This window comes from Allokutzneria sp. A3M-2-11 16 (assembly GCF_024213555.1).
Taxonomy (GTDB): Bacteria; Actinomycetota; Actinomycetes; order Mycobacteriales; family Pseudonocardiaceae; genus Allokutzneria.
Map to the genome: position 1 here is coordinate 1359443 of NZ_JANAVO010000001.1, position 13067 is coordinate 1372509.

Annotated in this window: 14 protein-coding genes; 2 read left to right on the forward strand and 12 right to left on the reverse strand. The window is 70.2% G+C overall.

Annotated elements, in window-relative coordinates; all coding sequences use genetic code 11:
• Window positions 1-4 precede the first annotated feature (4 nt).
• The 5 genes from nuoE to NLX83_RS06805 are packed head-to-tail and all read right to left on the reverse strand — an operon-like array spanning window position 5 to window position 3754.
• Window positions 5-760, reverse strand: a complete 756-nt coding sequence (nuoE, locus tag NLX83_RS06785; protein ID WP_254233980.1) for an NADH-quinone oxidoreductase subunit NuoE — start codon at window positions 758-760, stop codon at window positions 5-7.
• Entirely contained in the window at window positions 757-2079 is a 1323-nt protein-coding gene (locus NLX83_RS06790) for an NADH-quinone oxidoreductase subunit D (RefSeq protein ID WP_254233981.1), read from the reverse strand. Before NLX83_RS06790 ends, nuoE begins: the two co-directional genes overlap by 4 nt.
• Window positions 2076-2828, reverse strand: a complete 753-nt coding sequence (locus NLX83_RS06795; RefSeq protein ID WP_254233982.1) for an NADH-quinone oxidoreductase subunit C — start codon at window positions 2826-2828, stop codon at window positions 2076-2078. Before NLX83_RS06795 ends, NLX83_RS06790 begins: the two co-directional genes overlap by 4 nt.
• 5 nt (window positions 2829-2833) lie before the next feature.
• Window positions 2834-3385 carry a NuoB/complex I 20 kDa subunit family protein gene (locus NLX83_RS06800; RefSeq protein ID WP_086826380.1) on the reverse strand — a complete coding sequence of 184 codons (552 nt, stop codon included), beginning with the start codon at window positions 3383-3385 and terminating at the stop codon, window positions 2834-2836.
• Between the two features lie 3 nt (window positions 3386-3388).
• On the reverse strand, window positions 3389-3754 hold the full coding sequence (locus tag NLX83_RS06805; protein ID WP_308209277.1) for an NADH-quinone oxidoreductase subunit A: 366 nt from the start codon (window positions 3752-3754) through the stop codon (window positions 3389-3391).
• Between the two features lie 282 nt (window positions 3755-4036).
• Here NLX83_RS06805 and NLX83_RS06810 point away from each other — a divergent pair, with 282 nt between their 5' ends.
• On the forward strand, window positions 4037-4396 hold the full coding sequence (locus NLX83_RS06810) for a hypothetical protein (RefSeq protein ID WP_254233984.1): 360 nt from the start codon (window positions 4037-4039) through the stop codon (window positions 4394-4396).
• Here NLX83_RS06810 and NLX83_RS06815 read toward each other — a convergent pair.
• The 6 genes from NLX83_RS06815 to NLX83_RS41765 all read right to left on the reverse strand — a co-directional run bounded on the left by NLX83_RS06815 (window position 4393) and on the right by NLX83_RS41765 (window position 10877).
• Complete coding sequence (locus NLX83_RS06815) at window positions 4393-5088, reverse strand: ESX secretion-associated protein EspG (protein WP_254233985.1); 696 nt, start codon at window positions 5086-5088, stop codon at window positions 4393-4395. The genes NLX83_RS06810 and NLX83_RS06815 overlap by 4 nt on opposite strands.
• A gap of 174 nt (window positions 5089-5262) precedes the next feature.
• Window positions 5263-6033 carry an ESX secretion-associated protein EspG gene (locus tag NLX83_RS06820; protein ID WP_254233986.1) on the reverse strand — a complete coding sequence of 257 codons (771 nt, stop codon included), beginning with the start codon at window positions 6031-6033 and terminating at the stop codon, window positions 5263-5265.
• Window positions 6034-6293: 260 nt separating this feature from the next.
• Window positions 6294-7589, reverse strand: coding sequence for a geranylgeranyl reductase family protein (locus NLX83_RS06825; RefSeq protein WP_254233987.1), 1296 nt, complete (start codon window positions 7587-7589; stop codon window positions 6294-6296).
• A 77-nt stretch (window positions 7590-7666) separates the two neighbouring features.
• Window positions 7667-8359 carry a demethylmenaquinone methyltransferase gene (locus NLX83_RS06830; RefSeq protein WP_254233988.1) on the reverse strand — a complete coding sequence of 231 codons (693 nt, stop codon included), beginning with the start codon at window positions 8357-8359 and terminating at the stop codon, window positions 7667-7669.
• A 30-nt stretch (window positions 8360-8389) separates the two neighbouring features.
• The gene (locus NLX83_RS06835; RefSeq protein ID WP_254233989.1) at window positions 8390-9496 is read right to left on the reverse strand and encodes a glycosyltransferase; all 1107 of its coding nucleotides are present in this window, start codon (window positions 9494-9496) and stop codon (window positions 8390-8392) included.
• Between the two features lie 250 nt (window positions 9497-9746).
• The gene (locus tag NLX83_RS41765; protein WP_254233990.1) at window positions 9747-10877 is read right to left on the reverse strand and encodes a glycosyltransferase family 4 protein; all 1131 of its coding nucleotides are present in this window, start codon (window positions 10875-10877) and stop codon (window positions 9747-9749) included.
• 222 nt (window positions 10878-11099) lie between these two features.
• Between NLX83_RS41765 and NLX83_RS06845 the strand changes: the two genes are divergently transcribed.
• Complete coding sequence (locus NLX83_RS06845; protein WP_254233991.1) at window positions 11100-11936, forward strand: inositol monophosphatase family protein; 837 nt, start codon at window positions 11100-11102, stop codon at window positions 11934-11936.
• Here NLX83_RS06845 and NLX83_RS06850 read toward each other — a convergent pair.
• Window positions 11933-13012, reverse strand: coding sequence for a DUF3558 family protein (locus NLX83_RS06850; protein ID WP_254233992.1), 1080 nt, complete (start codon window positions 13010-13012; stop codon window positions 11933-11935). The two genes, NLX83_RS06845 and NLX83_RS06850, sit on opposite strands and share 4 nt — an antisense overlap.
• Window positions 13013-13067 lie beyond the last annotated feature (55 nt).

Consider the following 13067-nt stretch of genomic DNA (forward strand, 5'->3'; position numbering starts at 1 on the left):
GCCCTCACTTCTTTTCCGGCAGCGCGGGCAGCGGCGCGTCGTCGGGCATGGACGGCGCGGTCCAGCCGCGCTCCTGGGCGAGCTTGGCGCCCCGCACGGTCTCGATCGACGCGGACGGTCCGGCGTTGTCCGCCGGGTCGCGCCCCTCGAAGAACCCGGCCAGCTGGAGCTCCGCCTGCTTGAAGTCGGTCAGCGGGGCACCGCGGGTGGGCGCGGGCTTCTCGCCGTTGCGCAGCTTCTCGACCAGCTCCGAAGCGGACTCCGGGGTCTGGTTGTCGTAGAACTCGTAGTTCACCTGGAGCACCGGGCCGAGGTCGCAGGCCGCGAGGCACTCGGCGTGCTCCAGCGTGATCGAGCCGGGGGTGCCGGGCGCGCCCGCGGTCTCCTCGTGGCCCAGCGGCTTGCCGTCGCTGCCCAGCTGCTCGCGCAGCTTCGCGTAGATGGCGTCGCCACCGAGCGCGGCGCACAGCGTGTTGGTGCAGACGCTCACCAGGTGCTCGCCGCACGGGCGGCGCTTGTACATGGTGTAGAACGTCGCGACCGCGCTGACCTCGGCGGTGGTCAGGTCCAGCTGGGCGGCGCAGAACGCGATGCCCGCCTGGCTGACGTGGCCCTCCACCGACTGCACCAGGTGCAGCATCGGCAGCAGCGCCGACCGCGCCACCGGGTAGCGCGCGATGATCTGCTGCGCCTTCTCGACGATGTCGTCGCCGAAGATGCTGATGTCCACAGTGGACTGCTCAGGCTGAGTAGTTGTCATCGGTCCACACCACCCATCACCGGGTCGATCGAGGCAACCGCCGCGATGACGTCGGCGACCATGCCGCCCTCGCTCATCGCGGGCATCGACTGGAGGTTCACGAAGCTTGGTTCGCGCACGTGGACGCGCAGTGGCCGGGTGCCGCCGTCGGAGACGAGGTGGTAGCCCAGCTCGCCGCGCGGGGACTCGATCGGCACGTAGACCTGACCGGCCGGCACGTCGAAGCCCTCGGTCACCAGCTTGAAGTGGTGGATCAGCGATTCCATCGACTGACCCATGATCTTGCGGACGTGCTCGAGCGAGTTGCCCATGCCGTCGGCGCCGATGGTCAGCTGCGCGGGCCAGGCGATCTTGGCGTCCTCCACCATGACCGGACCGGGCTCCAGCTTGTCCAGGCACTGCCGGACGATCTTGAGCGACTCGTGGATCTCGGCCAGCCGGATCTTGTACCGGGCGAAGCAGTCGCCCGCGGTCTCGACCGGGACGTCGAAGCTGTACTCCTCGTAGCCGCAGTACGGCTCGACCTTGCGCAGGTCCCACGGCAGGCCGGCGGAGCGCAGGATCGGGCCGGTCAGGCCGAGCTGGAGGCAGCCGTCCAGCGGCAGGTAGCCGACGCCCGCCAGCCGGTTCTTCCAGATCGGCTGGCCGGTGAGCAGCTTGTCGTACTGGGGCAGGCGGGAGTCCATGACCTTGATGAAGTCGCGGATCTTCTGCTCGTAGCCCTCCGGCAGGTCCTGGGCGATGCCGCCGGGCCGGATGAACGCGTGGTTCATCCGCAGGCCGGTCAGGAACTCCAGGAGGTGCAGCACCTCTTCGCGCTCGCGGAAACCGGCGGTCATACCGGTCAGCGCGCCCAGTTCCATACCACCGGTGGCCAGGCAGACCAGGTGCGAGCTGATGCGGTTGAGCTCCATCAGCAGCACGCGGATCACCTGGGCGCGGCGCGGGGCCTCGACGCCGAGCAGCTTCTCCACCGCCATGCAGTAGGCGGCCTCGTTGTGCAGCGGCGCCAGGTAGTCCATCCGCGTCACGAAGGTGACGCCCTGGGTCCAGGTGCGGTACTCGGCGTTCTTCTCGATGCCGGTGTGCAGGTAGCCGATGACCGCGCGGCCCTGGGTGACGATCTCGCCCTCCAGCTCCAGCACCAGGCGGAGCACGCCGTGCGTGGAGGGGTGCTGCGGTCCCATGTTGATGACGACGCGCTCGTCGTGCGTGGCGTCGGAGAGGACGTCGTCCCAGTCACCGCCGCTGACCGTGTAGACCCGGCCCTCGGTGGTCTCGCGGGAGTCCGCGTAGGAGTCTGAGGTTCCGGTGGTCATGAGTAGGACCTCCGCTGGTCCGGCGGAGGGATCTCCGCGCCCTTGTACTCGACCGGGATGCCGCCGAGCGGGTAATCCTTGCGCTGGGGGTGACCGTCCCAGTCGTCCGGCATGAGGATCCGGGTCAGCGCGGGGTGGCCGTCGTAGACGATGCCGAACATGTCCCACGCCTCCCGCTCCTGCCAGTCGGCGGTCGGGTAGACGCCGACCACGCTCGGGATGTGCGCGTCGTCGACGTCGACGGCCACCTCGAGGCGGATGCGGCGCCGGTAGGTCATCGAGGTCAGGTGGTAGACCGAGTGCAGCCGCTGCGGCACGTCCACGCCGTAGTCGACGCCCGACACCGAGCTGCACAGCTCGAAGCGCAGGGCGGCGTCGTCGCGGAGCAGGGTGCACAGCGCGACCAGGTCCTCGCGGCGCACGTAGAACGTGATCTCGCCGCGGTCCACGGTGATCTGCTGCACGGCCTCCGCGGGCACGCCGCGCTCGGCCATGGCCGCGGCCAGCTCGTCGACGAACTCGTCGAACCAGCCGCCGTAGGGGCGCTCGGCCGGGGCGGGCACGTGGGCGGGCAGCCGCAGGCCGCCGAAGCCGGAGGTGTCACCGGAGCCGCTGATGCCGAACATGCCCTGGCGAGCGCGACCGGCGACGACCCCGCCGCGGTCATCGTGCTCACCGAACACGGCGGGCTGAGCGGCAGCCTGGTCGGCGTCGTAGCCGCCCGCGGGCTTGTCGTCCGCGCTACTCATCTCGCTCACTTCTTCTTCGCGTAGCGGACCGAGGACGGGATCAGCTCGGTGCGGTGGCCCGATTCGGCCAGCAGCGCGGCCCGCTTGGGCCCGAGCGGCTCGTCCATGATCTTGGCGTGGATCTTGAGGATCGCGTCGATCAGCATCTCCGGCCGGGGCGGGCAGCCGGGCAGGTACATGTCGACCGGGACAACGTGGTCGACGCCCTGCACCACGGCGTAGTTGTTGAACATGCCGCCGGAGGAGGCGCAGACGCCCATCGCGAGCACCCAGCGGGGCTCGGGCATCTGGTCGTAGATCTGGCGCAGCACCGGGGCCATCTTGTTGCTGACCCGGCCGGCCACGATCATCAGGTCGGCCTGCCTCGGCGAGGCGCGGAAGACCTCCATGCCGAAGCGCGCCAGGTCGTACCTGGGCGCGCCGGTGGTCATCATCTCGATCGCGCAGCACGCCAGGCCGAAGGTGGCGGGCCACAGCGAGGACTTGCGGGTCCAGTTGACCAGCTTCTCGACGCTGGCCAGCAGGACGCCGTTGGGGAGCTTCTCTTCAAGACCCATTGCTCAGCTCCAGTCCAGGCCGCCGCGACGCCACACGTACGCGTAGGCGAACCCGACGGTCACGATGAACAGGGCGATCTCCACCAGGCCGAACATGCCCAGGGCGTCCGCGGAGACCGCGAACGGGTAGAGGAACACCATTTCGATGTCGAACAAGATGAACAACATCGCCGTCAGGTAGTACGCGACGGGCATTCGACCGCCGCCGACGACCGGCTGGGGCGAGGGCTCGATCCCGCACTCGTAGGCGTCCAGCTTGGCCTTGTTGTACCGGCGGGGGCCGATGTACGGCGCCGCCGTGACCGAGAAGACCGCGAAGCCCGCGGCCAGGACGAACATGAGTACGAGGGGGATGTAAGGCTGGAGCACTCTCTCCGCCGTCCTTTCCTCATCCGCGCTCGTCAACAGCCCTGTCGGGCCGCTGCCAGGGGCACTCTAAGGGTGTCTCTGAACCGCTTCTGTAGTTAGGCGCACCTAACCTGTGATGCGCTTGTGAACCGCTTCACAAGACCCTCGCGCAGGAGTGTAAGACGTCACATCCACGCCTGCCGGACGGGGTAGCCAGGCAGGGACCGTCCGGCCCACGCCCGTGGGTCCCCCGGTCGATATCTCTTTGCCACGCACGCAAAAGCACGTGCCGGTGATCACCGGATGGAGAGCGGCAAACGCCGGGTGGAGATCGCCCACGTGGTCATCGAATCGCGCGACGGGGAACGATCGGAGTTCCGGACGGAGCACCTGCGGAAGTCCTTCGACGAACGGCTGTGGCTGGCCGACTTCCTGGTCGGCGCCTACTTCGCCTCGGTGCTGCACGACGAGCCGGAGCCGTGGGACATCATCACCGCCGCGCACGTGGTCGACGTGATCACGGACCCCCGGATAGCGCGAAACCCCGGCTCCCGTCGTCCGGCGGGGGGTCCGGGGCTCACTTCCGGCCGCGTCAACCGACCGACCAGCTCTAACCCCGACATTACCAGAACCCAAGATCCACACCCAACCGGAAACCCCTAGGCGAACAGGCCGCGGAGCTGCTCCAGGAGCGCGGCTGGCCCGACCGGGGCGAGGGTGAGCTGCCCGTCAGCCGTGGTGATCGAGTACCGGCCCGCGGGCGTGTCCAGCCAGGTCACGGGCACCTCGGAGACGCGAGTGCCGGTGCGGTCCGGTGTGCGGGAGACCGTGGTGGCCCTGCCGAAGGCGGTCGCCGTGGAGTACACCGCCAGGAACTCGGCGTTGCCCGCGCCGTCGCCGGAGTCATCGGCCGCGCTCCTCGGCCCCGGCACGAGGGCGGCCGCGCGGGGCGGGATCACGGCCATGGCGCTCTCGGCGGCACGCGCGGGGTCGATCCAGCTCAGCTCGACCGCGTTGCCCCGCAGGACCGCGCGCAGCCCGTCCGCGCCGCGGATGAAGCAGCCGACGCCGGTCTGGCCCGGCTCGTCGGCGTAGACCACGGCCAGCTCGTCGTCGAAGTCGGCGATCACCCGCAGCGCGGCGGCCAGCTCGGGACCCACGTGGGCGTCGCTGCCGCCGCTGAGGCCGTGCTCGTTCAGCCAGCCGCTGGTGCGCTCCGCGGCGTCGTCCGCCGAGTGGCCCAGCACCACCAGCGGGAACGGCATGACGCCGAGCCCGAGCAGGTTCCAGCAGGTCTCGTAGACCGGTGCCGGGACCGGCGGCAGGCTCACACGACGCAGTGCGGAGATGGACACGATGGGCACCCCAGCCTCGGTCGCTCGACGACCTCCGGAACACGGGAATCGTTCCCGCATGTACATACCGAAGGGAATGCAACCGTGGGCGAGCGCGCCACACAAGCACCGAGAACCGATCGGGCGAATCCCCGGCCCGCTACTTGGGTAAGTGCCGGAATCGGCTCTTCTCGACTAGGAGAAAGGGCCGCTGAGCAGGCCGGAGAGGTGCTGGGAAACAGTTCCGGAACACGCGGCGGACAGTGACATCCAGCCGCTGGAGTGCGTGATCGCGTATCGGCCCTCCGGCGTGTCCAGCCAGGTCACGGGCTGCCGCGCGACGAGTTTGCAACTGCGCGGGTTCGACGGGCGCAATGCGCTGGCCTGCCCCACTGCGGTTGCGGTCGCATAAATGTCCAGGAAGCGTTCCGTGTCCGCGCGACCGGCATCGGCGATCACGCCGAAGCGCTCCCAGCGCCGCCCCGCGCGGGCGAGGTCGTCCGTGGCGACGCGCACCGGGGAGGCCGTGCCGGGGCCGTACTCCGGCACCACGGCGAGCGCGCTGGAGGCGAGCAGGTCGTTCTCGATCCACTCCAGCTCGACCATGTCGGCCCGCAGCACCGCGCGCAGCGCCCGGCCGCCCCTGGCGAAGCCGCCGATGCGTGTCTGCACGTCATGTTCGGTGTAGACGACGGCGAGCTCCATGTCGAAGTCCGCGATCGTGCGCAGCGCCTCGGTCAGCTCGGGGCCGATGCGGTGCTCGTCACCGAGGCCGTGCTCGCGCAGCCAGTGCGCGGCGCGGACCTCGACCGCGCTGTGGTCGTCCGGGTCCGTCGAGGTGCGCAGCACCACGAGCGGGAACGGCATCACGCCCAGTCCCAGCCGCGCCCAGCACACCTCGTACACCGGCGCGGGAATCGCGGGCAGCGCGGTCCGGACCGGCAACGTCCAGGAAGTGCTCGTCATGGCACTCAGCACAGTGACCTTCTCCAGGCTCGACTACGTCGCGTGGGAATTAACTACCACGCCAATCGTCGAGCGCCCTCGTATCGTTTCAGGATCCGATTAACACGAATGACCCCTCATGACGCGACCACAAGGCCACGACCAGGGGGAACACCCGCGTGATAATTGCACTATGGAAAACAAGCGAGTGGATGCCCGAACGGCGGGCACCCTAGCTTAAGGAAGACTTGAGATTAATCTCCAAGAACACAAATCTGTACTCACGCACTGGGCGCCAGCCGAACAGCGGTCGCCACGATCTTGTCGAGCGCGTCGCCGTCCTTGGGGTCGTAGAGCCCGGCCAGCAGCTTGAGCACGAGCTTCATCAGACCGTCCATGGGCAGGCCGTACTTGGTGGCCGTCTTCATGACGTGCGGGTTGCCGATGAGCTTGCTGAAGATGTTGCCGAGCCGGTAGTAGCCGCCGAGGGCCTGCTTGATCGCCACCGGGTAGCGGCCGAGCGCGCGCTCGCGGCTCGGACCCTCCGCGCGGGCGAGGGCGTGCACGACGCACTCGGCCGCGATGCGCGCGGACTCCATGGCGTAGGCGATGCCCTCCCCGTTGAACGGGTTGACCATGCCGCCCGCGTCGCCGACCAGCAGCAGGCCGTTGCGGTAGTGCGGGGTGCGGTTGAAGCCCATCGGCAGCGCGGCGCCGCCGACCTTGCCGATCGCGTTGGCGTCGCGGAAGCCCCACTCCTCCGGAGTGCCGTCCAGCCACGACTTCAGCAGCGCGCGGTAGTCGGTCTTGCCGTAGGCCTTGGAGGTGGACAGGATGCCCAGCCCGACGTTCACCGTGCCGTCGCCCATGCCGAAGATCCAGCCGTAGCCGGGCAGCAGCCTCGGGTCGGCGGGGTTGCTGCGGTCCCACAGCTCCAGGTGCGACTCCAGGTAGTCGTCCTTGGTGCGCGGGCTCTCGTAGTAGCGGCGGACCGCGACGCCCATCGGGCGGTCCTCGCGCTTGTCCATGCCGATCGACAGCGCGAGCCGGGCCGAGACCCCGTCGCAGGCCACGATCAGCGGCGCCCGGTAGCTGACCGGCTTCTTGTCCGGTCCGGTGACCGCCTTCACGCCGATGACCCGGCCGGTCCGCTCGTCGGTGATGGCCGACTGCACGGTGGTCTGCTCCAGCAGCCGCGCGCCCGCGTGCTGGGCGGTGCGGGCGAGCATCTCGTCGAAGTCCTGCCGGGGGCGCACCACGCCGTAGGGCGGGAAGGTGGCCAGCTCCGGCCAGTCCAGCTCGATCGTCCGGCCGCCGCCGACCACGCGCAGGCCGCGGTTGTGCAGCCAGCCCGCCTTCTCGGTGGTGTCGATGCCCAGGTCGATGAGCTGCTTCACTCCGCGCGGGGTGAGGCCGTCGCCGCAGACCTTCTCCCGGGGGAAGGAGCTCTTCTCCAGCAGCAGCACGTCCAGGCCCGCCCGGGCCAGGTAGGTGGCGGCGGTGGATCCGGCCGGACCCGCGCCGACCACGATGACCTCGGCGTCCTCGCCCGGACGACGGCGGCTTGACGTGATCATGGGTCTCCTTGTGAAAGCGTTCACGAACCAGGTCCGAGTCTAGGCGAACCGGACGCGGGCGTCCGCGTGCTCCCAGCTCAGGGTTTGACAGCCCGGTGCAACGCGACCACGCCGAGGTTCAGCGGCCGCCACGCGACGTCGGTCCACCCTGCCTGAGAGATGATCTCCGCGAGTTCCCGCTGGCCAGGCCAGGTGCCCATGGACTCGGCGAGGTAGCGGTAGGCCTCCGGGTTGGACGAGACCGGCCGGGCCAGCAGCGGCAGCACCGGCAGCCCGAGCCGCCGGTAAAGGAACCGGAACGGGCGAAACTGGGGTTGAGAGACCTCACAGATCACCATGCGTCCGCCGGTCCGGACGACCCTGGCCATCTCCCGCAGCGCGCCCTCGGTGTCGACGAAGTTGCGCAGCCCGAAGGTGACCGTGACCACGTCGAAGGAGTTGTCGGCGAAGGGCAGCCGCATCGCGTCGGCCGCGACCATCGGCACGTCCCGCCCGATCTCCTTGCCCCGCTCCAGCATCCCGAGCGAGAAGTCCGCCGCGACGCACCACGCTCCGGAATCGGTGTACTCGACCGTGGAGATCGCGGTACCGGCGGCCAGGTCGAGCACCCGCTCGCCCGGCTTGAGGTCCAGCGCCCGCGCGGTCTTGATCCGCCAGCGCCGGTCGAAGCCGACCGTCATGACGGAGTTCGCGCGGTCGTAGCCACGGGCCACGCCGTCGAACATCTCGGCGACCTCGCGTGGCTTCTTGTCCAAACCGGCCCTGACCATGCCGGAAGCTTAGGGCCTGCGTGAGGGGTCTCAGCTCAGCGCGTCGAGCATCCCGTCAACCGCCGCCGCCCAGGGGAAGCACTCGGCGCGGGCCCGCGCGGCGGCACGGCGCTCCGGCTCGGGCAGCGACAGCACCGAGGCGACGGCGTCGGCGAACGCGGCCGGGCTGTCGTCCGCGGCGACGGCCCCGCACCCCGGCTGCACGATCTCCGGCAGCGCGGAGGAGCCGGAGACCACCACCGGCGTGCCGGAGGCGAGCGCTTCCAGCGCCGCGAGACCGAACGTCTCATGTGGACCGGGAGCCAGCGAGATGTCCGCCGTGGCAAGGAGATCGGCCACCTCCGCGCGCGAGTCGAGGAAGCCGAGGAAGGTCACCGGCAGGCCCTCGGCCAGCTCTTCGAGCGCCTTCTTGCGCGGCCCGTCACCCGCGATCACCAGCCGCACCCGCTGCCCGCGGCGAACCAGCTCGCGCACCGTCTCGACGCTGCGCTCCACGTGCTTCTCCGGCGACAACCGTCCACAGTGGACCAGAAGTGAGTCCGCGTCACCGAGCATCCGCGCGTGCAGCGAGTCGTCGTAGTTGCCCGGGTCGAAGGTGTCCAGGTCGACCCCGAGCGGCACCTGGCGCAGGTTCACCGTGCCGATGCGATCGAACTCCTGCCTGGCGAAGGCCGTGGTGCACACCACGTTCGCGAAACTGGCCGCCATCCAGCCGTTGGCCACGTCAGCCGCCCACCGCGCCGCGCGGGGCGGCAGCAGGAACTGCTCAAGAATGCGGTCGAGGCGCTCGTGCGAGATCACCACGCTCGACGCCCCGTTGCGGCCCGCCCAGCGCCCGAGACCGCGCAGCGTCGCCCGGTCGGACACCTCGATCGCGTCCGGCTTGAGGCGGTCCAGCCACGTCCGCACCCGGAACGGGTCCAGCACCCGGTAGCCGCCCATCCCCGGAACCGTCGGCCCGAACAGCGTGATGCGCCGAACCCCGCCCGGCAGGTCCTCGACCGAGTGCTCCGCCCCCGGAACGATGAGCACCACCTGGTGCCCGCGCGCCACGTAGCCCGGCCCCAGGTGGTTCAGCGCCGTGCGCAGCCCACCGGAACGGGGCCCGTAGAAGTTCGCCAGCTGGACGATCCGCATCCCCCGAGCCTCCCACCAGCCCCCGAGCCGCTCCCCCCGCCCCCTCCCCCCGCCGTTACGTGCTGAATGAGTCATTGGGGTACTTCAACGCCCTGAACGGGTCGTTCAGGGACCTCAACGCCCCAAACGCGTCATTGGCGAGCGGCCGAGGTGCCGGGCGAACGGGTCATTGAGGGCGCTCAACAGCCCTGAATGAGTCATTGGGGGAACTCAAGTACCTCAATGACTCATTCAGGGCAAAAACGGGGGGTTAGGCGGCGGTGGTGGTGGAGTGGGGGATGTTGGCGATCTCGACGTAGTGGTCGAGGAGCTGGTCGCAGATGACCGGCCAGGTGCGGGCGAGGACGGAGCGGCGGGCGGCCTCGGCGAAGCGGGCGCGGGTGCCGGGGTCGGCCAGGGCGGTGATGCCCTCGCGCAGGCCCTGTTCGAACTCGGCGGCGTCCCACGCGGGCAGCAGGTAGCCGGTGCGACCGGGCTGGACCAGGTCGCGGGGGCCGCCGGCGTCGGGGGCGAGCACGGGGACGCCGGAGGCGAGCGCCTCCTGGACGGTCTGGCAGAAGGTCTCGAACGGGCCGGTGTGCACGAACAGGTCGAGGCTGGCGTAGGCGGTGGCCAGCTCCTCGCCCTCGCGCATGCCGAGGAAGGCCGCGCGCGGCATGGTCTTGCGCATCGCGTCCAGCTCGGGGCCGTCGCCGACCACGACGAGCTGCACGCCGGGCATGTCGTGCGCGGCCTGGAGCCGGTCGACGCACTTCTCCAGTGCGAGCCTGCCGACGTAGCCGACGAGCAGTTCCCCGTTGGGGGCGAGGCGGGCGCGCAGGGCGTCGTCGCGGCGGGACGGGTTGAAGCGGTTCACATCGACGCCACGGGCCCAGTGGTGCACGCGGGGGATGCCGTGCTCACCGAGGGCGTCCACGGCCCAGCTCGACGGTGCGAGGGTGCGGTCGGCCATGCCGTGCAGCCAGCGGGTCCAGCGCCACGCGGCGCGCTCGGCGAGGCCGAGGCCGTAGGTCCCGGCGAAACCGGCCACGTCGGTCTGGTAGATCGCGATCGTCGGCAGGCCGAGCTTGCGGGCGGCGACCATGCCGCGCATGCCCACGATGAACGGCGAGGCCAGGTGCACGACGTCGGGGTTGAACTCGCGCAGCGCCTTGACCACCTTGCGGCTGGGCACGCCGATCGGCTGCGCCTTCAGCACCGGCAGCTGCACCTCGGGCAGCCGCACGACGGGGTAGCCCGCGTACTCCTCGGGACCGTTGCCGGGGGCGATCACCATCGCCTCGTGACCGTTCCGGCGCAGGTGCTCCAGCACCCGCAGCACGGAGTTGGTGACTCCGTTGACGTGCGGGAGGAAGCTCTCGGTCACGATCGCTACGCGCACGGGTCTCACGGTGCCCACCCTTCCAGCCCTGCTTCCGCCCCCTGCATGAAGGGTCGCCGAACGTCAGGGGAAGTCCTGGTTCCCGATACCCAGTCCTGCCCGGACCACGCCTGTACGCCCACTTATGCAAAGACGTCCGACCCGCACTCTTGGCCTGGTGATCCTCACCACGTCACCTCGGTTTCGCGCTGCGGACACCGTTCGCGGTCACGCTCGGACGGCATGACGGCCTTGTCCTCCCAGCCGGTGCCCGCGCTCGAACCGGCACTGCTCTCCCGCGCCCTGGAGGTGGCGGGGCGGCTGGCCAACGACGCCGCGGACGTGATCACCGCAACGGCCGGGCGGGACGTGCGCCCGGAGACCGACGAGTCCCCCTTCGACTGGGTCACCGACACCGGCCGCACCCTGGAGCGGCACACCCGCCGCGTCCTCGCCGCGGAGTTCCCCGGGGTTCCGGTGATCGGCGAGGAGTCCGGCGCGGGCAAGCTGCCCGTCGCGGCGTCCACCGAGTACCGGTGGGTGGTCGACCCGGTGGACGGGACGATCAACTACGTGGCGGGCATCCCGTGGTGCTCGTACAGCCTGGCGCTGATCGACCGGTTCGGTCCCGTGGTCGGTGTGGTCGCCGATCCCTACCGCGCGCAGATCTACGCGGCGGCCCGCGGCCGGGGCACCAGGGCCAACGGCGCGCCCGTGCGGTTGGCTCCGCGCGCGGAGCTGGCGGGCGGTGTGATCTGCACCGAGCTGAGCCGGGGCGGGATCTGGCCGGGCATGGCGGCCTTCACCGAGCGCGCCGGGCGGGCCCGGGTGGCGGTGCGGGTGCTCGGTTCGACGGCGCTGGCCATCGCGCAGGTGGCGCTGGGCCACGCGATCGGCGCGGTGCTGCACGACTACGAGGAGTGGGACGTCGCGGGGGCCATCGCGCTGGCGACGGAGGCGGGAGCGGTGGTGCTGGGCCGCGACGGCCGCCCGCGGCCGATGCCGATGGGCGGGCTGCTCGTCGCGGCCCCCGAGTTCGCCGCCGACCTGCTGGCCTGGTGGCGTGCCCCGGACGACTAACCCGCGCTCTGCACCACCATCGTGGCGACCTTGTCCACGACGTCGCACGGCTTCAGCGACTGCGGCGGCGCCTTCTGACCCAGTCGCGGGTTCAGCTGCTTCGGGCTCAGCTCGACACTGATCAGGTGGCCGGTGATGGTGCCCTTCGGGTCAGACGGCTTGTAGTTCAAGGACACCGCACAGGATTCCGGCAGATCCATGAAGGGCTTGTTCAACCGGATGCCGCTGAGTCCCGCGACGGTCACCGCGGGCGTGTCCGCGGTGACCTCCTGCTCGACGTTGTACTGGTAGATCACGCCGAGGGTGTAGCTGTACTCGTCACCCGGCTTCGTCAACGCGATCTGACAGCCGTACGGGTTGTAGCGGCTGACCGAGCCGGGCGACCAGCCGGAGAACTCGCCGAGGAACTGCTGCTGCGCGGCGCACGGGTCCTTGCCCAGCAACGACTTGCCGGTGGGCGGTGTGGTGCGGGCCGGGATGGTGAGCAGCTTCCGTGCGATCGCGCCCGCGTAGGTCTTGGCCTCCTCGCACGCCTCCGGCCACGTGCCCTTGGACTTGTAGCCGCTGATCGTGAAGGCGTAGCCGGTGTCCTCGATCGGCAGGCGGACGTAGCAGGAACCCTCCGAACCGGCCTTCTTGGGCAGGTAGACCTTGTGGCCCGCGACCTCGACCTCCTGGTCCTTCTGGCGGTCGATCTCGGTGTAGACGGAGGGTGAGATCTCGAAGCGGTGCGTCGGCACCTCGGTGCCCGAGTTGCCAGCGCGGATCTTGCAACCGGGCAGGCCCGGTCCCATGAAGGTGGTCACCGGCTCGCCGAACTTCTTCATCGGCTCCGGATCGAGCGCCTGGCACAGGTCGGCCGCGCGCAGTCTCGCCATCAGCGCGGCCCCGGCCTCGGAGGTGACCACCCTGGCGGTCTCGGCCGTGGCGTCCTTCGCCGTGGCGGAACGGGTCGTGGTCTTCGGCGGAGTCGGCCCGGGTTCGGCGGTGCCGACCACGGTGGACGCGCAACCGGTGAGGAAAGTCGTCACGAGCGCGGCGGCGACCGCTGCGGCTCGGCGGGAAGTGGTGTGCATTCTTGGCCCCCAGTGCGTCAATGCCGGGCCGGAACCTACCGGAAGATCATGGCCC

Excerpts from the sequence above, each read along its gene's own strand:
- nuoE (WP_254233980.1), bottom strand. The coding sequence starts at position 760 with ATGACAACTACTCAGCCTGAGCAGTCCACTGTGGACATCAGCATCTTC.
- NLX83_RS06790 (WP_254233981.1), bottom strand. The coding sequence starts at position 2,079 with ATGACCACCGGAACCTCAGACTCCTACGCGGACTCCCGCGAGACCACC.
- NLX83_RS06795 (WP_254233982.1), bottom strand. The coding sequence starts at position 2,828 with ATGAGTAGCGCGGACGACAAGCCCGCGGGCGGCTACGACGCCGACCAG.
- NLX83_RS06800 (WP_086826380.1), bottom strand. The coding sequence starts at position 3,385 with ATGGGTCTTGAAGAGAAGCTCCCCAACGGCGTCCTGCTGGCCAGCGTC.
- NLX83_RS06810 (WP_254233984.1), top strand. The coding sequence starts at position 4,037 with ATGGAGAGCGGCAAACGCCGGGTGGAGATCGCCCACGTGGTCATCGAA.
- NLX83_RS06820 (WP_254233986.1), bottom strand. The coding sequence starts at position 6,033 with ATGACGAGCACTTCCTGGACGTTGCCGGTCCGGACCGCGCTGCCCGCG.
- NLX83_RS06825 (WP_254233987.1), bottom strand. The coding sequence starts at position 7,589 with ATGATCACGTCAAGCCGCCGTCGTCCGGGCGAGGACGCCGAGGTCATC.
- NLX83_RS06830 (WP_254233988.1), bottom strand. The coding sequence starts at position 8,359 with ATGGTCAGGGCCGGTTTGGACAAGAAGCCACGCGAGGTCGCCGAGATG.
- NLX83_RS06835 (WP_254233989.1), bottom strand. The coding sequence starts at position 9,496 with ATGCGGATCGTCCAGCTGGCGAACTTCTACGGGCCCCGTTCCGGTGGG.
- NLX83_RS06845 (WP_254233991.1), top strand. The coding sequence starts at position 11,100 with ATGACGGCCTTGTCCTCCCAGCCGGTGCCCGCGCTCGAACCGGCACTG.
- NLX83_RS06850 (WP_254233992.1), bottom strand. The coding sequence starts at position 13,012 with ATGCACACCACTTCCCGCCGAGCCGCAGCGGTCGCCGCCGCGCTCGTG.